Raw genomic sequence first — 20,363 nt, 5'->3', positions numbered from 1 at the left:
AGTTACTCTTGCAATTCTGATAAATCTCCACCACGTTTTAAAATAGTAGCCAAATTCTTGTTATGTTTAACCTCTTCTTTACTTCGTGGTATTGCATATAATTTTTTTATTTTTGTATAATGATCTTTCATATTTTTATCTGTAATTTTGTTTAAATCCATAGCCCTTATAGACATTATTTTCGATATCTCATTATCTTCTTTTAGAGAATTAAACATAGCTTTAAATTTCCACCAATGAAGATTTGTTTCTTGTAGATCTACTCCATATTGGTCTAAAAATGCACTATAAATTTTATCTCCATCATAATCAAAATTATAAATATCTTCCTTACTTGAAGTTGTTTTTTTATTCTTAACTACATCTTTGCCACATCTGTAAAACCAAAGCATCTGCTCTATAGCTTGATTTATATTCACCGGAATGTTAGGGTAATAAATCTCTAATGCTCTAGTAAATATTTCTTCATCATCTAATGATTCGTCATTAAATAATTGCTCAAACTTAATAGAAAAACGGAAGTCTGTATTTATTTTGACTTCCGCTCCATCTATTAAAACATATTCGGGCAATTTCTTTAGTAATATACTCATATCATTGCCCCTTTCTTACTATGCTTTAGCTGTTACTGTAGCAATACCAGCTTTTTTAGCTTTTAGACTTGAATCTACTTCAACTATGCAAATTTTATTACCTGTAAGTCCTGTAATTTCTGCTGTTCCGTTCCATACTTGATATCCTGAACAATCATCATTCAATGATGGTGCAGTTACAGTACTTGCTGTTTTATACATATAGATATTACCACTTGTTAATGGTTCCTTTATTGTGATTTTAGTTGTTCCAGCAGTTGAACCTTCAACTGATGTAACTGTTAATGCTCCAAGAGTTTCTGCATACTCTCCTTCATGAAATTCCTTTTCTTGAATATCAAAATATCCAAAAACAGGATCACCAACACAATTTAAATTACCTGCGCCAGTCATTGTTTCTCCACCAGCCCCCTGTGAATTTGTAACCTCAACAGCAACCTTAAATTTTCTAGCTTTAAAGTATCTAGTTGAACCTGGTAGTGCAGGCAAGAATAACTCTACTCTTACATATTCTCTTTCTGCATCTGATCCAACCGCATGATTTCTTCCTATAAAATATAATTCTTCAACTGCTTCAATTTCTGCAGCTTCATCATCATCTGCATCGTTATACATTAAGTCTAAATCATAAGCAAACTTTGTTTTATATCCTTTTACTGTACTCGATTCACTTGTATTATGAATATAAGTTTTGCTTTCAATTTGTGCTCCAACATCTTCATTGAGAGTATTGAATCCAGTACCCATAAATGCAAATTTTTCTTTAGCCTTAAGTGATAAATAATCAGCTATATCACTTCTTACTATTTTCTTATTCATTTATTCATCATCCTTCTTTCATAAATTTATTTTCTCTTTTTTAAGTATTTAAGTCTCAATTCGATTTGATATCTAGCCTTATCCGTGTCTACTTGAAATGCATAGCCGGGGCTTGTAACCTTTATTTCTTCGCTTCTACACTTTCCTTCAAGAGTCGGAAAATTTCCGATCAAGTTTTGCTCTTCAATCCAATTTGCAAAGTCCTCATAAAAATCTGAGTTAGCTAGATTTTGCATAATATCTGAACCATAGGGTTCTCTACTACAAAATATAAATTGAAACTGCCTTGAAGAATCTCCATTTATGTAGTTATTAAGAACCGGATCACATGGAATTTCCTCTATTGAATAAACTGTAGAATCTTCGCCCAGATAATTTACATTTAATCTAATTCCTCCATCACTCGATCCATTAAGAAAAGGACATGTTAGAATGAATTTTCTTATACTATCAATTATCATTCAGCACGACCTCCTACAGAATTTGCTACAGTTTTTAATATTTGATTACCTTGTTGTGGCCACATTCTTTTATCCCACAACTTTCCTCTTAATCCACCAGCGCTTTCTCCTTGTGTTCCGTTACCTTCGTTAGTATAGTACTGTTTAGCTGCATATGGAGCATTGTAGGCAACAAAGTCATTACCTAATTCAACACTCATATCCTTTAATCTACCAGTAAGAAAAGGGACATAATTATTCATGGCTTTAGCACATTCCTTAGTGAATAAAATTTGTGCTGAACCATCTTCATTAAGTCCCCTTTTTCTAAGAATTTCCTGTGTATTTATTTCAATTTTAAATCCCATTACTCGGCTTCCACCTCCCAGTGTCTGGATAATAGTTTTGCTGCAGTAACTGTAACTACATCATCATAATTTTTATCAAGATCTGCTATCTTAGTAACCTCAAAATTAATATTGCCTTTTACGATTTTATCTCCAAGGCCAAAAGTAAAATAATTAATCCTATCAGCATCAGGTAAACTTTTGAATTGTTTGGGTGGAATATAATTATCTAATTTATCAATTATTATTAGTGTTACATCAGTTACAGTAGCTCCTTTATCTCCGACAGTTTTACCTATAACTAACTTCGTTTTAGAACTCCAATTTACTCCTTCTATCACAGTCCTTTGATATTTATCTAAGCCAGAACTTTTATCAAAATATTTATTGTAAATTGTTATATCTGTATTTGGGAATAAAACCATAAAATCACCCCATTAGTTTCGCATAAGGTGTTGGAAGTAAAGCTTCAATTCCTGGAGTAATAGCCCACGCTTCAACTCCATTTTGAAAGCTCATTGATTGGTTACTTTCTGACATTGAAGAAACACCAATAATTTTGACTGATTTTATCTTGCTGGCATTCTCAATTAATTCATCTACGGCTAAGTCATAGTTAGTTACAATAAAATCGTCAGTAAACTTGGGATTATCTACAACATTCAAATATTTCTTTATAGCAAATATTGCTTTCTTTTGGTCCATACTAAGTTCCATAGTATTCCTCCTAAAATAAAAGAGGGCATACCCCTCTAAATAAATGAAATTGTTCCAATACCTAATTCTTCACCATGAGGCAATGTAGGTAATGCTGTAGCAACTGCCTTTGTAAATTCTCCTACTGGATCAATAGATGTATAAGTTCCAACAAATATTTTATTTTCTAATAAAGTAGCCTCATCCATACAACAACCATTATTGCATCCCATACTACCATCACCAAGAAGTTTTACTTCCTCAGCTGTTAATCCATAGATTGTTTCTCCTAATGTTTCATCACCAAACATAGCAATCTTATTTTCTGGGAAGTATCTATTAGTTGTAAATCCTTTAACACCTTCTTTTTTAAACTTACCTTCATAAACTAAAATTTGAGGCAATTCTAATTGCACTAATAGTTCATTTAATGCTGCTAAAGTTACAATCTTGTCTGAATTAACTCCATATATTGCAGATCTTACGGTAGCACAAGAACAAATTGTTTTTACAATCTTTCTTGATGTAAGTGCTCTTGTCGGTCTATATCCTGAAGTAGTTTCTATTGCAGACGCTAAATTTTCTAAATCATCAAGTGGTGTATCTGTAGCTGGTGTCTTCCAAGTAAATGATTTTTGGTTATCTGATGGGACTTTGTAATCTACAGTTACTTTGATACCATTCTCGTTAATAGCGATTTTACCACTTGAAAGTAATTCCATTCTCATTGCTTCAATTCTAACCTTTACTGAGTCAGTCATTTTTTCAGCATCATTATAAATTTGTGATAGGACAAAAGCTAATTCAGCATCTGTTCTTGGATTTTGGATTTTAATTATTTCTTTTTCAGCTATTTTAATTTGTCTTTTGATAAGAGCTAAGCTTGCAACACCTTTTTCAATTGCTTCTCTAGATGCTAATTGAGTTTTGGTATCATAAGCATGTACTTCTGCACTTACCGGAAGTCCACCAGTTCCTAAAATCATGTCAAATTCAATATCTTGAATTTTTCTTTCTGGGAATAAACTTTCCCCAAGCATTGGAGTGACTTGTCTTTCTTTAAAATAGTTTATTAATTCACTTGTGTTAAATACTTCTTCTATTCTTGGCATTTATCCATTCCTCCTTATTATCTAAATTTTATATCTGGTAATGCAGCTTTAATGGCTGTTATTGCTTTATCAGCAAATCCATCTAAAACTCTATCCGCTCTTAAGTAACCTTCAACAATGAAAGAACCTGGTGCATCTCCATTAGTTACATCAACAGTTTTATATAAAACTCCAACTGGTGTAGTTGTTAGCGTTTCTGAGCCTGTAGTCCCAGTTTGTTTTACAACATTTCCATCCTTGTCTATTAAGCTTCCTGATAAAACATATTTCTTTCCATGTTCATCACCTTCAGTTACATTGGCCGCTAAAACAGTACCACTAAAAGTAACTAGATTTGCATTGCTATATAGTATCTCCATATCATTTGAGTAAGTTGATTTTGTAAAATTCATTTATACATTCCTCCTATTTACTTGCCCAAGGATCACTTGCAGCAGTAGTTGATTTATTATTCCTCTGTGCTATTGAGGCACCAATTGATATTTTTGAACCATCCGGATTAGATCCACCTGGAACATATGAACTAGATTTCAATCTTTCATTAACTACAGATTCTAATCCTTTTGACCAATCCTCTGCTAATTCATCTAAATTAGCTTTAGTCGAATCTAAGTCTTCACCTAAATATCTATCTATAGATTTGATTTTAATTCCTTTTTCATTTGCATATTTAATTGCATCAGCTAATAAATCTTTTCTTGCTAATTTAGTTTCAAGTTCCTCTCTAGCCTTTCTTTCCTTAGCTAATTCAATTTGCACTGGATCTTTAACTAATTCAGGATATTTTTCTTTTAAAGCATCTCCAAATTCAGATTCCCAAGTTCCTTTTTCTTTCATTGTTTTTAAAGCTTTTGAATGATAAGTATCTCTTTCACTATCCATAAATTGTTGAAATACCTTATCAGATTTAATTTTTCCCTTAAAAACATCAAGAGTAGGTTCTTCGCCTTTAAATTGTTCTTCAATATCAGTTCCCTTTAAAAGGTTATTAATATCTTCATCATCTTTAGCTGCTTCAATTTTCTTTAATAATTCAGATTTAATCATCTTTATATTCCTCCTATACTCTAGACCATCATACACGCCCTAGAACATTTATTTTTTTTATATTTTAATGTATTTATACCCCTTGCACGAGAGCTTCCCACAAGACGTAATTTTCAACAAAATAAAAAGCCTTATTTCTAAGACTCAATTTGTGATTCAGCACTTACTAATATTGGTGGATGAGTTACACCCATACAAACAAAATATATTTTCTTGGTTTCAAGGACCTTTTTCAATTCTTCTTCTGATAATTCCCAACAACTTTCAACTGCATTTTGTCCATCATTATATTTAAGTCTAGTTATTGGTAGATCAATTACATTGTCACTACCTTCTGGAGCTCTAAGAATTGAATTTGTATTTTCAGTTTTTACTGGTTTCATAAATGCCTCCTAAAATAAAAATAATCCTTACGCTGGCTTTGCGAGATAATGGATCACCTTAACCTTTCTCAATCTTGATTATATTTGCATTAAAAATCGGCAACTTTCAATCCCTCCTTATTCAATTATTTCATAAAAACATCTGCAGAATGGATGTCTTGGCAAATAAGGCTTTTTATCAAAGTCATATAGTTTACCATCAAATGGCTTACACTTTTCACATGCTTCTAGCACAGCATTATATTTAACCTTTTTAACATCTGTTTCCATGCAAAATCTATCAAATGCCTCATTTTGACACCTTGAAACTTCTGTTTCAACTAACCTTCTTACCTCATATGCATTATTACCATAAGTTTCTTCAATATTATTTTTAATCTGATTTACATTAATTTTTCCTTTGAGAAAATCCTGTACTTGGCCATGAAGATATTCAGCAACTTCTTGTTCATTTTTCCATACTCTGCTTGAGAAATGTTGTCCTTTATAATGATTATTAATAATTTTTTCAACATCTTTCAAATTAGCATTATAACTGTAATAATCAAAAGTATTATTTACTGTATCTTTTAATATATCAGTAGTAACTCTATTTGTAAGAGTACCTTGACTTTTAGCAAATCCAGTAATCAAAATAAGAAACTTATTACCTAATGTACTTTGCTCTTCAGCACTTAACTTCATTATTGCATCAACTATTGTATAAGTTAGCATTACATTTGCAATTTCTTTAAGTAAATCATCTTTATTTTTCTTTTGTTCTTTATAGACATCTTTCAACTGATCAGTGACATCATTGTAAAGACTTTGTATAAAATTGGCTCCCTTATTATTGTTCATGGCCATCACCCGCAGCGTCATCCAAATTCATCTTAGGTTTGTTTTCCTGTTGTTCTTTTTTCACCTTCTCAGCCTCAGCTACTTTATTATTTACAAAACTAAATCTTCCCCTCATTGTATCCTTTGATATGACTCCATCTGGAAGCTTAGAAATAATATCAGCCGTTGCAGTATCATCACTTGGAATATTAGGAGTATAAAGAGCTTTGATATCTTTATAGTCATAATTTTTATTTTGCTTAATGTTTAAGTATATACATAAAAATCTATTACGATTTTTAACAATATTCATATGAGCCTTTATTTCCAATGTACACTTATTTCTCAATGCTATTAACCTTGACTCTAATGCAACACCACTAAGATTACTTTGAAGTTTTTCATTATGATTAATATGACATGCTAATTGATACATAACATCTATATATCTATCTAAAGTATTTTGAATGAAAGTATCATTAATATTTTTAATAAGCCATTCAATTTTAACTTTATCGCCCTCTGCATTAATTATGCCTAATCTTTTCATATCTGGGACCTTTGTTTCATCAACTTGACATCCCATAAATACTAAGTATGCATTTCTAAAATCACTTATTTCATTACCTATATCTGATAGATTTGTTTCAAAGGCATCTTGCAGACCCTTCAAATCCTTAAATAAACTATCGTCATATTTTTCTTCTGTTAACTCTCCACAACTTACTGGAACTTCTCCAAAAATATTATTGTCTGGATTTGATATCTCATTAAAATGACCATCAAAATGATAAATTTTATCTGAAGTATAAACGTCAATATATGTAGTTGTATAATCAAAATCATTTTTAAAAGCATGAATGAAAAATAAAACCTTACCCGAAGCCTTATCAACATAAGCGTATCCTTCTGTAGGTTTTATAATTTTACTGCAAAAATCAGCATTTTGATCTATATAATATAGCTCATATACTTGAGTGAAGATCAATAAATATTTCATCAAATCACTATCATGCAATTCATTCCAGTGAGCTGTGAAATAATCAATATCTTTAATAACACTATCGTTATTTGTCCTTGATTCATAAGTTATATCATTCCCAACAGTATAACTAACTTCTTCTTTAATAAACTTCTTAATAAAGTTAGCATTAATTTTTAAATTAGATCTTTCTGTTACAAATAAATATTTTCTTATTGCATCTGTATCACCTTTGTAGTATCTATACATTTTTTGATATATGTTCTGAAATACTCTGTAGCTTCCATAGACTTTTTTGACAAGGCTTAAATGCTCTGGATTATTAAGGTCTAGCCCTAATTCCTTTTTAAATAACTTTTTTAGCAACTCAGTTATCTTCATTTCACACCTCCTATAATCCAAATGCTCGTCTATCAAATATTTTAACTGGACTAATAACTGTGATTGTTTTAATTTTATTCTCTAACTCAGAAATACAATCAATCATATCATCATGTGGCGTATACAATTGACCTTGAAAGTCCAATATCTGTTTAACAGCCTCAGAACTATCTTCGCAATCAGAAGAAATAATTATCTGGCCATTATTCATTGGATCAACAACAGTACTTATCTTTTCATCCTTATTTTTTTTCTGCATTTCATTAATCCACTCATACTTCTTACCTTTAAGGATTGGACTTTCTGTTATTAATTCCTTAATTCTAACAACATCAGCTCCCTGGAACGTATTTCGTTCAATGTTTATATGAGTAACATCTAAATTTCTTTCAAGCATTTCCACAGCCTTTTTACAATATTGTTCATATTCAAGCTTTTTCATAATTAAATCTCTTATGTAAGTAAAATCGTTTGTAGCTTTTGAACCGATTGCCATAGCTGTAAAGTCAGATTTTTTCTTAGCTGTACTTGCTGGATCTATGCTTAACATCGTCTTAGTAAACGTGTGATTTTCAATTTCCTCTTTAGTTTGAGTAGCCACTGATTTAAACCACTTTTCACCTATAGAACTTGCATCATTCATAAGTTCTGACATGAACGCTGCTCTATTTTCCCAATATTTAATCGCTAAATCATTAAAGCAATCCCATTTTTCCGGCCACCAGGTTTCAAACTGCATTTCCACCTGGTGTTCTAAATAGAATTGATGAGCTTTTTCTTTTCTCTCATCTTCATTTAGCTTTTCATCAAAATAAATATCATGGCATTGTAACCATAAATCACTTTCAAATATATCTTCAACAGTTTGTCCGGGTTCTAATATAATTGCACGTCTTAAAACAGTAAAATAGTCATTATTTCGACTTAATTTACTCATAAGGCAATCAATGTGCAACACTGTTCCAATGGCAATTATCTTGGTGGCTGCCTTTATCTTCTTACCATTTCTATATACAGCTTTATCTCCAACTTCTTCAACTTCTTTGGTCCATTTAGAGTACTGCTTTTCTCTTGCTGCATCTGTTAAAATATTCTTTTCATCCTGAAAGTCATCTCCAATAAATACAGTTGGTCTAATTCCTCCCCAGTTTGCACCTCTGACAGATGTTCCAGAACCAACAGTTCTAATGTATGTCCCATTAGTGAACTCAACCTCATTTGCATTGATGGTATATCTTTCACCATTTGCCTTTACTGCTTTAAAATCTATCAACCTGCCAAAGTTTTTAATTATTTTCTGATTTTCATTAAATACTTTCTTGATAGAATCCAAGAACTGCGTCGCATCTGTATCAGTTTTAGCACCTAATAAAGTGAACAAAGATTTTTTATAACAATGCAGATATACACTAACAGCCATATCAAAGATAGTTGTTTTAGCGTATCCTCTGGGTTCAATAATTGCAGCCTTATCTCTTTTATCCTCTACGAATATTTCATTTGCAACCTGCCATAACTCATAATGACCTTTAGAAAGTTGTCGAGCGACATTAGGTATATGGTCTTCTGGATAACTTCCATCATCATTTATTCCTTTTGGAACAAAAATATCACTCATAAAATACAAACAAAAGAATTCTACATCAATTTCACCTAAAGCTTTAGCTAATTTATCAAGATCTGAGCTGTTATTCTTAAGTAGAGCTATAGCTGTATCTTCATCATAATGTTCAGATAAATATTTTTTTAATAAATACACATCGTATTTAATTTCAGTATCAAATTGCTTATTATCAAAATATATCAATTGCTATAGCACACCCTTTCTATAAGAATTTAAATTTTAGGCATAAGAAAAGCACCTAGATAATTCTAAGTGCTTAATTATTTAATTCCGTGCCATATTTTTCTTTTAACATTGCTTTAGTATCTTTAATTTCTTTTAGTAAAACTTCCATTTTATCTTTATTTTTTAATGTTAATTGCTCAATAGCTTCTAAATTATCTTTATTTACTGATTCCATTAATTGCTTTTGATAAGTTCCTAACCTAGCATACTCAATTTGCTTTTCTCTAGTTGCCTTATCAGTAACATCAATTAAATATTTCTCATAACATGAAGGACACCTAAAGAACTGTATTCTAATTTCTCCAATATGTTTAGACTCTATAGGTATCTTTTTTAAATTTAATTCAGCTTTACATTTTTCACACTGAACCCTATTTTTATTAATCATTTGATCAACTCCACTCACCTATTTTCTTCATATTCTGAAACTCTTCTGTAGAATGTATTTCTTTTAAGCCCAGTAAGTTCCATGGCTTTTACAGCAGTTATCTCTCCAGCTTTCCACTGGTCATAGGATTTCTTGAATGTATCATCAACTTCAATTTTCTTGCGACCTTTATATACACCTTTTTCTTTAGCGATTGCAATGCCTTCAGCCTGACGTTGTTTAATATTAACTCTTTCCTGTTCTGCCATAGTTGCTAGAACTTCGATAAGTAAATTATTAATCATATCCATAAGCCACTCTTGACCTTCTGGTATATCCATCATAGTAGTAGGTATGTCTAGAACTTTTACTCTAACACCTTCATTTTTGTAGTACTCAAGTTCTTCTTTGACTTGGCTCTTATTTCTACCAAGTCTATCTAAAGATTTAACATAAATGGTATCGCCTTTTTGAGCAACTTTTCTCATGAGCTGGTATTGAGGTCTATCAAAATCTTTTCCACTTAATTTATCCTGGAATATAAATCTATCTTCTACAAACTTCTTAAGTTCAACTAATTGTCTATCTAAATTTTGATCCTTTGTGCTAACTCTTGAATAACCATATATTCTCATAAAAACACTTCCTTCTAAAAAAATACTAGAAAATTTTATGGAGCTAGTCGCCAGTCGAAATGACTTTCCAGATTTAGAAGGTACCCCTCTTGTATCTGCTCCTATGTATCTTCTATAGTATTATTATATCAATGTGTTTCATTGAAGTCAATGTTTATTATGAAACATTTCAAAATTATTTATACAACTCTATTGAAATATATTTAGTTATTATTTAATTGTTTCACTGTAGTATACTCTAGTGAAACACTACTTTTTAAAGTTATCTTTCTTAATCTCATTAAGCATATCATCTATGTTTACATTAACACTGCTGTTCCCATCCGTTATTTCAACCTTATCCTTGAACATTCCTAAGTGCCTTCCAATAAGCTCTAATGCCTTGAGTCTATCATGAAGCTTAACTTCTATACCATTAGCACCTTGCTTTATACTTGCTATAGCTCCAATCTTATCTTCTGGAATGTCCTTTGTTGGGACGATATTAACTCTCTTATACTGTCCCATATCCTCAACCTCAAAGAAGTCAGTTGGCTTTGCTAATGCTATTCTTCTTAACTCTTCCAAGATAATATCCTGAGTTATCTCAGTTCTTTCCTGTCTATCCTTCATACGCTTATCAATATAGTCTTTTATCTCTGTATTATCTAATAATTTATATGCCTGAGAGTCTGCATATTTAGCTTTATATCCTGCTCTTATTGCTGCTTGCGTGACATTAAGATCAATTAAATATTCATCACAAAACAGCTTTTGTTTTTCTGTTAGCTTGGCCATTAATGCCACCTCACTTTCTTTTATAAGAATAAACCAGTAGGCCACCATATACTTGTGCTAGTGGAGGGATCCACCTTCTTTCAAATATATTTTTTGTTTCTACTGGTTTATGTTTAATTTATAAAATTCCTTGATACCATATTACCTTATTATAAAAAGCACGTCAATTCCACACTAAAGGACATAATTTCAAACAGTATTTTTATAAGTTTTGGCTTATTCCCTCACTTTTCAGTATTTTGTCAAGGACAAAATTTGATAATATTTTTACACTTTTGAAAAACTTTTTTATAATTTTATTCCATCAATACCGAAAAACAATATACTTAAATCTTCTATAGCGGCTCTTAAATCTCGTCCAACAGTTCTTATATTTAAGCCAAATCTTTCTGACACTTCATCATAACTTGGAGTGATATCAGCATCTCTTGTATCAATATACATATATTTAACTATGTTATATCTTCTTTCTTGATTTTTACCTTCGCTTTCACAAATAGATTGATAATATTTCATAGCTTTATTTATATGACCCACAATTATCATCGTCCTTATTTTTGTTCTGCCTAATGATTGCACATATTGTTCTTCATCATCTATTGCCTCAATATCGTCTAATACATCAACTGCATTCTCTTCATAAACATTATTGATAGAGCTATCAGCAATCTTATTATGTGCCTTTAGAGTTCTATAATGTTTTAATAATAGCCTTGTATTTCTTAATCTCCTATCATATCTTTTCGTTGTTTTATGATATTCCTGCTCTTTAATATATTTTATTCCTTCTCTGACACCAATTCTCACTGCTTCATCATAGTTTATTAATTTTTTATTCTCCATGTACATCTACTCCTTTACATCAATTTCAATCCCAGTTTCTACGGTCCAATGTCTTTCACCTATAAGCTTGTCTTTATGTTCAAGGTTAATCTCCTGAATTAAATTTGGTTCATCAAAAGTCAAAGCTCTTCTATGACACCTCCATAAAATCAAAATGCACATCTGGATTAAATCAAACGTTTCTCTTATGACCTCCTTCAAATGCATAAGCGATTTATCAACTTCATAAATTTCTATTGCTTCAATTACTTCGTTAAACTCTTCCTGTGTTTTATCGATTATTTCTTTTGAACTTAAAGTTGCATTATCTATATTTAAATTGTAATTTTTTGTTAATATATGCATCAATAATTTCATCCCTATATTTCCCTACCTTCACATTTAATTTTTTTTAATCTTTTCATATTTACAAACTTATTTACAATATTTGGGGTAAACAAGTAAACAAAATTTACTTTTTTCTATATACGTATACGTATTAGGCGTATTAGATGTATACATATATACCTAATTTACTATTTATAACTTATATATATTATTTTGTTTACTTTGTTTACCTTTGTACTTTAAGCATTGGTATTATCACGTTTTAAGGGTAAACAAAAGGGTAAACAGAAGAAAAAATTGTGTTTACTTTGTTTACTATTCCAAATATCCCCAAAGCAGAATTTGTTTACTTTGTTTACTCTTAAATCCATCTTGTTATCCTAATATTTGGTACTTTTCATTCTTGCCTTTACCGCTTCTAAAAGTAAATTCTGATTAATTTCTTTACCACTTAATGCCTTAATTACATCTTCATCAACTGTCCCTTTAGCTATTAAATGGTGAATAATAACTGTCTTCTTTTGCCCTTGCCTATATAATCTCGCATTAGCTTGTTGATACAATTCTAAACTCCACGTTAACCCAAACCATACAACAATGTTCCCTCCATACTGTAAGTTAAGTCCATGGCCTGCTGAAGCTGGATGTGTTAGAAGTATTGATATGTTACCCTCATTCCAAGCTTTAATATCCTCACTTCCTCCAAGCACTTTACCTTTATATTTATTCTTAGTAAGAAATGCTAATATCCTATCTTTATCATGTTGGAAATTATAAAATATAAGAACTGGTTTTCCATTGGCTGCTTCAATAAGGTCTAGCAATGCATTAAGCTTTTCCTCATGAATTTCCATTACTTCCTTAGATTCTGAATATATTGCGCCATTGGACATTTGAAGTAACTTACCTGCAAGTACTGCAGCATTAGTTGCTGTTATATCTTCATTATCTAGTTCAATTATTAAGTCTCTTTCAAGTTCCTTGTACTGATCCAATGCTTTCTTTGGTAGATTTACATAAACCTTATTATCAATTCTTTCAGGTAAGTCTAGGTAATCTTTAGCCATCATTGAAATACATATATCAGATATTTTATTGTGAATTGTCTCCTCTGAGCCTTCTTTAAGATTCCAGTTATAAACTATATGACCATTTCTATCTCCTGGCTTAAAATACTGCTCCTTATATCCTGTGATTGTTCTGCCTAATCTTTGACCACCATCTAGTAAATAAATCTGCGGCCATAAGTCTATTAATGAATTTGGTGCAGGTGTTCCAGTAAGTCCTATAATTCTTTTAAAATATGGTCTTACTTTTCTTAATGCTCTGAACCTTTGAGCTTTACTTGATTTAAAAGAACTTAATTCATCTATGACACACATATCAAAGAACCAATCTTTAGATAAATAACTTACTAACCATTCTACATTTTCTCTATTAATAACATATACATCTGCATCTTTTCTTAGCGCAGCCATTCTTTCTTTTTGAGTTCCGAGCACTTTAGATATTCTTAAATGATTAAGATGGTCCCACTTTTCAACTTCCGTTGACCATGTATCTTCTGCAACTCTCTTTGGGGCTATAACAAGAACTCTATTTATTTCAAGATAATCGTATTTTAATAATTCTATTGCTGTTAAAGTGCTTACAGTTTTGCCTTAGCTAACCCATTCCCATATCGAGAAAAAGACCTGCAGCATCATGTTCAATTACATGATTAATTGCATATTCTTGATAATTCCATGGGATAAAGTTCATATTCATCACCTTCTTTCTAACTTAAAATTTCTGGTATTATGCAACAAATTAATAGTTTAATCTTTTAATATCATCTATTAAATCTATAGTTAAATTTTCTTTAGGAACATCTAATATTGTGAATGTTTCCCCATCCCACTTAAATTCTTTTTTAGGAATTGATAGAGATATGGTTGCTAAATCTAAACCTCCAAAGATAGATAATCCACTTTCATTAAGCTGATTAACCTTATAATATTCTTCATTTTCTATGCTTTCTTCACCAACTATAATAAATTCATTTCTCATTTCACATCTTAAATTATTATTTGCTTTTAACAGCTCTGTTTGTATCTTCATTTTTTCTAGCCACTTAGAATCTTCCTTTAATTCAACTGCTCTAAATTCTAATTTCACTACTCTCACTTCCTCACATTTTCTATAAACAAATCTACTTTTTCAACTGTATCTAAACACTCAACCAAAAAACCTAACTTTCTAAGCTCTTTTGCCCTATATTCTTGAATTTTCCTAGGTTTTTCACCAGGCGCCTTTAATTCTATAAATACAACTTTTCCGACAGGTAAGAGCACCATTCTATCTGGTACTCCTATTACTCCAGTTGGATTCCATTTATAAGCCTTACCACCTATTTTCTCAACCTGCTTTTTTAGATATCTTTCAACTCTACTTTCTTCCATTATTTCTCCCTCACAAAGGCTCTTTGAGTTCCATAAACTTTTCCGAATTTTAAAAGACCTTTATCATATTTAGTCCATCCATTAAGACCTTTTAGAATATCATTAATTTCTCTTGATACAATTGGTGTTAATTGTTTAGGATCCCCATTGAAAAGTTCAACCCATATTTCCATTACACAAGTCTTTGTCCTTTGCATAGTACCTACTTTAGAATCACCAAATTCATTACCCTGTATATAATTTCTTCTTTCAGATAAATCTAACTTATACCAGTCTTCAGGTAATAATATTTCTAAGTACTCTTGTATAAGTCCAGACTTTGCACTTTCCTCTGAATGGGATTCTTGTTGTTTCTGTGCTTCTTTTTCTTCTTCACCTGATAAATATAAAGGTTCATTATTTTTAAATAACTGAACTGCTTCTGCCCATATTTGATCTATTTCATCATCCAGATGAATCTTATCCTTACTTACTTTGAATACGTCCTTTGTAGGCTCTTGATTGTATATATCTATCGGCCAAAATCTTCTATTTCCAGTCTTATCTCTTAGAAATTCATGTTCATTACTTGTTCCAATGAATATACATTGCCTTAAAAATCTACTTGTCCTTTTACCATATGCAACTCTGTATATATCTTCCGTTTTACTTAAAAAGTGTTTTGTAGCTTCAATATCTGCCTTTTTTGTAGCCATCATTTCAGCCATTTCAAATATCCATACTCCTTGTAATTGTTCATATGCTTCTTTTCCGCTTACAGTTGTTAATGAATCAGAATACCAATCCTTGCCTAACTTTCTAATTATGGTACTTTTACCTACTCCCTGCTTACCACTTAAAATAAGCATATTATCAAATTTAATGCCTGGTTTAAAAACTCTAGCAACTGCTGCAGTTAAAACTTTTCTTGTAACTGTTCTTACATAATTACAATCTTCAGCTCCCAAGTAATCTATAAATAGAGTATCTATCCTACTTACACCATCCCAATTTAGACTATTCAAATAATCTCTTACCGGATGGAATGTATGTTTTTGGAAGGCTATTGTTAAAGCATCATTTACCTTTGAAGGAGCTGATATTTCATATATTTTTTCTATAAAACTTCTAAGTCCGCTATCATCACTGTCTGACCAGTCTAAGATGTTTATATCTTTTCTCCAAGGTAATTGTCCAATAACTGTAGCTCTATTAGAAAATTCATCGTAAGCTATTTTACCTTTTAAAAGTGGTTCATTTTCTATAATTAAAAGAATATTATTTATTGTACTTTTTAACTTACCACGTTCTGTATATTCGAGTTCTTCAAGCCATTTTGTCTCTGATTCTTCATTTATTTCAACTGCCTCGAAGTCTTCTTGAGCCTTCTCCATACGCTCTTTGCCTAATGTTTTTCTAACCTCATTATCATTAGCTGCAAACTCTGACATTTTAAGAAATGATGGTAGTCTATTTACAGGAGTATCAGGCTTTGAGTCTTCATCAAGTTCTCTAAATTTATGAATCCTAACTAAATCAAACACATTACATAGCATTCCGCTTGTTGGATCTGTACCATGGTGTGAGAAACTGAATTTATCATCATATACAACTAGTCCACCAGATGTACTACCTTCTGCATAGGTATATCTTGTTTCATCTGTACCTGGAATATATACATCTTTTAGAAATTCTGCTATTGCATCAGTAATCGAATAGGTTCTACAGAAAGCACCTATGATACCTTTCTTTTCTAATGGATCCTCTTGTTTCTTAATAGCTGAATTTAATCTTGCTCTAGCTCTTGAACTTTCAGGCCAATAACTTACATCCTGCCAACCAAAAGTATATCTACCCAATACTTCATCCGCATCTAACCATTTTCCATCTTGAAATTTAAATACATATTCTCCATCTCTTGAAGTCGATGGCCAAAACATTAACCTTGATGGTTCATAAGTTGTATCATCGAATAGATCCATTCCTAATTCATTTGCTATCATTCTGGATATAGCTTGATATTCATCTGGAAGAACTGGTCTTGATAAAGGAATTACTAATCTTAATCTTTGATTTTCAGGCGAATGCGAATGAGTTGAATACATAATAACTGAAAAGTCCCATAAGACTTCTATACCTGCCCACACATCACCCTTTGCATAATCTATATCTAATGTAAGCATTGTTCTGTTAGCCACATTTTCAGCCTTACGTCTGCCATTCTTAAGTCCACCACCAACAAATCCGCCTACATCTTTAGCTTTATCTTTATCAGTTTTAGCCATCTTTTTATATTCAACGTAACTCTCTACTGTTCTGGTGGTTCTACTTAATCTTTTAACTACTTTAGACCATAATACATTTTTATTTTTCCATTTTTTTGCCCACTTACCTTCACCAGTTGCGAGAGTTACCATGCCATCATATTTAATTTTTATATCTTCTTGAATATCGTCAGGATTCATAAGTAGAACCTCCTTGTTATTTTTCATTTAATTAATCTAGTTCTTCACCTTCATTATCAATTTTGATGCTCCAACCACACCTACATTCTCTATAGTAATAATCTTCTTCTATTATTAATTTACCTTGTCCATTTCCTACTCTATCGCTACCACACTTAGGGCATTTTTCATATTTAGGCATTATAATTAATAATTTACTAACATCCATATTATTTCATCCTTCCAGCTTCAAATTTTAGTGTGGCGTATTACTTGTTTCCATCACTTATTACTAACACATTGCAATTTTTAGATTCTCTTGAAGTTGTTATTCTATGCTCTAGCTCTATTTCATTAACATATTTTTCTATTGTTTCACCAGCTTCATAATCTAAAACTTGTATTTTTAAATCCAAATCTCCATACCCTTTTAAAGTTTCTTGCATTATTAACATTGCTTCACTTATTTTCATTTTTTACCTCCAAAAATTTTAGTATTGTGAATTTAAAATTATTCACATATTACAATTCGTTTTTCTAATTTATGTATTTCTACATCTTTAACACACAAATTAGAAAATGTTCGTGTTTCAAAGTTTTCATGCTTTTTATTGTCCTCTATGAAACAGAATACAACTTCAAAGCCTGGGTATTTTTGTATTTTTTCCATTAATTCTTTCGCTATCATTTTATTTTTCACTCCTTCGCCATTTTTACAGATTTAGCACTAAACTATATACCAATTACTATCAGCTAATACTTTTAATGCTCTCAATAATGTTTCTGTATCAAAATGCCCAAAGTGACAGTCTTTCACATCTATTTCAAGCTTGTTACTTAACACCTCGTAAGCACTATTCCTTGGCATTTTATTGGTTTTCCAAACATAATCAAATAGATCATGACACGCTTTTTTTAATATTTTCATTTCCCTATTAGCTAGTATGCCCAATGGTCTTCCATCTGGATGTGTTCCTACTGAAGCCTTACAGTTTCTACATAAATAACAAACTCCATTACCATATTCTTTTCCGTAAATCTCTTTATTAGATGTCTTTACAACTTCATGGCCACAAAATGGACATATTTTTAAATCCTCCATAATTTTCACCTTCCTGTATTAATCCTTCATGTAATAATCACATTTATAACCATCTGCTCTAAGCGGTAATCCGTTAGCCCATTCAATAGATTCACCAAATATTGCATTAACTGCTTCTATACTTCCAAAGTCTTTAGATATATCCATAATAATTTCATCATGTACATGCATTACAATGTCATATCCTGCTTTAGTAACTTTAAACATGGCCTCTGCTAAACAGTCTCTTGCTACAGCTTGAACAATGTTCTCGACTAGCTTTGGACCGTAAGTTTCTAATGTTGTCCATTGTTTTGAGGTTTGTTCCATCCCCTCATATGTTATAATGTTCTTATCATATGGACCTGCTTCAATCTTTGGTTTTATATAAGATAATCTTCTACCACTTGGTAATTGAATGAATAAAACTCCTGGATCATATATAAACTTAATCCCATGATGTAACTCAACTGTAGTTCTTTCATGAATTGCTTTCTTAGCTGCTTTATCAACATCCCACCAAAACTTAGTTATCTTAGGATTTGCATTTCTCCAATCCCTCACTAAACCCGGAAGTTCTGCTTCTGGAATATCTTTTTTCTTGTCCATGCTTGTAAGAGCTCCAACGCTTCCGCCATAACCAAGTGCCAACTCTGCTATTTTTCCCTTTTGCCTTAGATGTCCATTTATACCATGCTTTTCTACTGGTACCTTAAACATCTTAGATGCAGATGCACAATAGATATCACCATTATTATTAAAAACTTCTAGTCTCCATTGTTCCCCAGCAAGCCACGCTATAACTCTTGCTTCTATAGCACTGAAGTCCGCAACTATAAATCTATTTCCATCAGCCGGGATAAATGCAGTTCTTATAAGCTGGCTTAACGTATCTGAAACACTATCATATAAGAGTTCAACTATATCAAAATCACCATTCTTTACATAATTTCTAGCATCATCTAAGTCCGGTAAATGGTTTTGTGGAAGGTTCTGAACTTGAACTCCACGTCCTGCCCATCTGCCAGTTCTATTAGCACCATAGAACTGTAACAGTCCTCTTACTCTTCCATCATCACATCTCATATCAATCATTGTTTTATATTTCTTTGTTGAGGTTTTTCCCATAAGCTGCCTTAGTTCTAATATTCTTTTTACTTCATCTTTTCCTTGAAGCTCAGCATCTTTTATTAAAGTTGGCATAATATCTTTATTTATACTTCCAACTGCATATCCTAACCTTTGCCCTATCCACTCTTTCAATTGAGCTGGACTGTTGGGATTGCTTAGCCCTGTTAACTCTATTGCTTCATTCACTAGTCTTTCTTTATATTGTTCATCACAGTCAATAGCTTTTGATATAAGTTCTAAATCTGTATTAATTCCCCTATCATTAATATGCTGATCTAATTCCCAAAGCCTTTGTTCTTTATCTAAAGTTTTATATCTGCTTAATTTATTTCTTATATCTCTTTCAACTTCAACGTCTTGCTTACAATATAATTTAAATGTTTCCCATTTATCTGGTGCATCTTCCGGTAAGTTTCTAACTCTTTGACCATTTGCTTTAGTAGGCTTACATGGCTTACAAAAGTATTGAATAAGTGATTTACCTTCTTTCATCTTCTGTTTATTCTCTGGAAAGTGTAATGCCTTACCAACCATATCAAGTGAACTTGGTAAACCTAAAGTTAAAGCTTTAATCATAGTACATTGCCATTGCTCTGGCACCATAAGAAGGTCATGAAATCTATAAATAGCATTTCTTTCAAAGTTAGCATTAAATGCACTTTTAATTACTTGTGGATCTTCAAGAGCTTTTAAAACTCTTTCTGGCAATAAATCAAAATCTGTAAAATCTAAAATTTCTACTGGTTCATCATTGAAAGCATATGCAAACAGCAATATTTCAAAAGATGGGTGCTCACAGTATCTATAAGCACCCACATTTTTAATATCTAAGTCACAATATGTTTCAACATCTATGCTTAGAATATCCAT

General features: G+C 31.5%; 26 protein-coding genes and 1 pseudogene. All 27 read right to left on the bottom strand.

Annotated elements, in window-relative coordinates; genetic code table 11:
• Positions 1-2 precede the first annotated feature (2 nt).
• Positions 3-593 (bottom strand): bacteriophage Gp15 family protein, encoded by a 591-nt coding sequence (locus tag PZA12_RS02040; protein WP_103698647.1) that lies wholly within the window; start codon positions 591-593, stop codon positions 3-5.
• Between the two features lie 18 nt (positions 594-611).
• A complete protein-coding gene (locus PZA12_RS02035) occupies positions 612-1,412 on the bottom strand; it encodes a hypothetical protein (protein WP_181006013.1) in 801 nt (266 codons plus the stop codon).
• 26 nt (positions 1,413-1,438) lie between these two features.
• The gene (locus tag PZA12_RS02030; protein ID WP_103698648.1) at positions 1,439-1,873 is read right to left on the bottom strand and encodes a chloramphenicol resistance protein; all 435 of its coding nucleotides are present in this window, start codon (positions 1,871-1,873) and stop codon (positions 1,439-1,441) included.
• Positions 1,870-2,220 (bottom strand): minor capsid protein, encoded by a 351-nt coding sequence (locus PZA12_RS02025; RefSeq protein ID WP_103698649.1) that lies wholly within the window; start codon positions 2,218-2,220, stop codon positions 1,870-1,872. The genes PZA12_RS02030 and PZA12_RS02025 overlap by 4 nt, the downstream gene beginning before the upstream one ends.
• Positions 2,220-2,624, bottom strand: coding sequence for a DUF6751 family protein (locus tag PZA12_RS02020; protein ID WP_103698650.1), 405 nt, complete (start codon positions 2,622-2,624; stop codon positions 2,220-2,222). Before PZA12_RS02020 ends, PZA12_RS02025 begins: the two co-directional genes overlap by 1 nt.
• Before the next feature lie 4 nt (positions 2,625-2,628).
• Complete coding sequence (locus tag PZA12_RS02015) at positions 2,629-2,916, bottom strand: hypothetical protein (protein WP_103698651.1); 288 nt, start codon at positions 2,914-2,916, stop codon at positions 2,629-2,631.
• A 35-nt stretch (positions 2,917-2,951) separates the two neighbouring features.
• Positions 2,952-4,007 (bottom strand): major capsid protein, encoded by a 1,056-nt coding sequence (locus PZA12_RS02010; RefSeq protein ID WP_103698652.1) that lies wholly within the window; start codon positions 4,005-4,007, stop codon positions 2,952-2,954.
• 17 nt (positions 4,008-4,024) lie between these two features.
• Entirely contained in the window at positions 4,025-4,399 is a 375-nt protein-coding gene (locus PZA12_RS02005) for a hypothetical protein (RefSeq protein WP_103698653.1), read from the bottom strand.
• A 13-nt stretch (positions 4,400-4,412) separates the two neighbouring features.
• The gene (locus PZA12_RS02000; RefSeq protein WP_103698654.1) at positions 4,413-5,054 is read right to left on the bottom strand and encodes a DUF4355 domain-containing protein; all 642 of its coding nucleotides are present in this window, start codon (positions 5,052-5,054) and stop codon (positions 4,413-4,415) included.
• A gap of 137 nt (positions 5,055-5,191) precedes the next feature.
• Positions 5,192-5,437, bottom strand: a complete 246-nt coding sequence (locus tag PZA12_RS01995) for a hypothetical protein (protein ID WP_103698655.1) — start codon at positions 5,435-5,437, stop codon at positions 5,192-5,194.
• Positions 5,438-5,554: 117 nt separating this feature from the next.
• Entirely contained in the window at positions 5,555-6,277 is a 723-nt protein-coding gene (locus PZA12_RS01990; RefSeq protein WP_103698656.1) for a phage head morphogenesis protein, read from the bottom strand.
• Positions 6,267-7,619 carry a phage portal protein gene (locus PZA12_RS01985; protein WP_103698657.1) on the bottom strand — a complete coding sequence of 451 codons (1,353 nt, stop codon included), beginning with the start codon at positions 7,617-7,619 and terminating at the stop codon, positions 6,267-6,269. Before PZA12_RS01985 ends, PZA12_RS01990 begins: the two co-directional genes overlap by 11 nt.
• 10 nt (positions 7,620-7,629) lie before the next feature.
• Complete coding sequence (locus tag PZA12_RS01980) at positions 7,630-9,426, bottom strand: terminase (protein ID WP_103698658.1); 1,797 nt, start codon at positions 9,424-9,426, stop codon at positions 7,630-7,632.
• A 73-nt stretch (positions 9,427-9,499) separates the two neighbouring features.
• Entirely contained in the window at positions 9,500-9,856 is a 357-nt protein-coding gene (locus tag PZA12_RS01975; RefSeq protein ID WP_103698659.1) for a hypothetical protein, read from the bottom strand.
• Positions 9,857-9,870: 14 nt separating this feature from the next.
• Entirely contained in the window at positions 9,871-10,470 is a 600-nt protein-coding gene (locus tag PZA12_RS01970; protein WP_103698660.1) for a recombinase family protein, read from the bottom strand.
• 249 nt (positions 10,471-10,719) lie between these two features.
• Positions 10,720-11,247: a terminase small subunit gene (locus tag PZA12_RS01965; RefSeq protein ID WP_103698661.1), complete on the bottom strand. Its 528-nt coding sequence runs from the start codon at positions 11,245-11,247 to the stop codon at positions 10,720-10,722.
• Positions 11,248-11,535: 288 nt separating this feature from the next.
• On the bottom strand, positions 11,536-12,090 hold the full coding sequence (locus PZA12_RS01960; RefSeq protein WP_103698662.1) for a hypothetical protein: 555 nt from the start codon (positions 12,088-12,090) through the stop codon (positions 11,536-11,538).
• Between the two features lie 6 nt (positions 12,091-12,096).
• The gene (locus PZA12_RS01955) at positions 12,097-12,435 is read right to left on the bottom strand and encodes a hypothetical protein (protein WP_242984855.1); all 339 of its coding nucleotides are present in this window, start codon (positions 12,433-12,435) and stop codon (positions 12,097-12,099) included.
• A 362-nt stretch (positions 12,436-12,797) separates the two neighbouring features.
• A pseudogene (locus PZA12_RS01950) lies at positions 12,798-14,178 on the bottom strand (SNF2-related protein).
• Between the two features lie 48 nt (positions 14,179-14,226).
• Positions 14,227-14,574, bottom strand: coding sequence for a hypothetical protein (locus tag PZA12_RS01945; RefSeq protein ID WP_103698665.1), 348 nt, complete (start codon positions 14,572-14,574; stop codon positions 14,227-14,229).
• A 5-nt stretch (positions 14,575-14,579) separates the two neighbouring features.
• On the bottom strand, positions 14,580-14,858 hold the full coding sequence (locus PZA12_RS01940; protein ID WP_103698666.1) for a VRR-NUC domain-containing protein: 279 nt from the start codon (positions 14,856-14,858) through the stop codon (positions 14,580-14,582).
• Positions 14,858-17,302 (bottom strand): virulence-associated E family protein, encoded by a 2,445-nt coding sequence (locus tag PZA12_RS01935; protein WP_103698667.1) that lies wholly within the window; start codon positions 17,300-17,302, stop codon positions 14,858-14,860. Before PZA12_RS01935 ends, PZA12_RS01940 begins: the two co-directional genes overlap by 1 nt.
• A gap of 31 nt (positions 17,303-17,333) precedes the next feature.
• Positions 17,334-17,510, bottom strand: a complete 177-nt coding sequence (locus tag PZA12_RS01930) for a DUF3797 domain-containing protein (protein ID WP_103698668.1) — start codon at positions 17,508-17,510, stop codon at positions 17,334-17,336.
• A gap of 40 nt (positions 17,511-17,550) precedes the next feature.
• The gene (locus PZA12_RS01925; protein ID WP_103698669.1) at positions 17,551-17,754 is read right to left on the bottom strand and encodes a hypothetical protein; all 204 of its coding nucleotides are present in this window, start codon (positions 17,752-17,754) and stop codon (positions 17,551-17,553) included.
• A gap of 38 nt (positions 17,755-17,792) precedes the next feature.
• Positions 17,793-17,969 (bottom strand): hypothetical protein, encoded by a 177-nt coding sequence (locus tag PZA12_RS01920; RefSeq protein WP_181006014.1) that lies wholly within the window; start codon positions 17,967-17,969, stop codon positions 17,793-17,795.
• 39 nt (positions 17,970-18,008) lie between these two features.
• The gene (locus tag PZA12_RS01915; RefSeq protein ID WP_103698670.1) at positions 18,009-18,383 is read right to left on the bottom strand and encodes a zinc-finger-containing protein; all 375 of its coding nucleotides are present in this window, start codon (positions 18,381-18,383) and stop codon (positions 18,009-18,011) included.
• 18 nt (positions 18,384-18,401) lie between these two features.
• On the bottom strand, positions 18,402-20,363 hold the full coding sequence (locus PZA12_RS01910; protein ID WP_103698671.1) for a DNA polymerase: 1,962 nt from the start codon (positions 20,361-20,363) through the stop codon (positions 18,402-18,404).

This window comes from Clostridium beijerinckii (genome assembly GCF_036699995.1).
GTDB classification, from domain to species: domain Bacteria; phylum Bacillota; class Clostridia; order Clostridiales; family Clostridiaceae; genus Clostridium; species Clostridium helianthi.
This window is presented reverse-complemented; position numbering and strand designations above follow the sequence as displayed.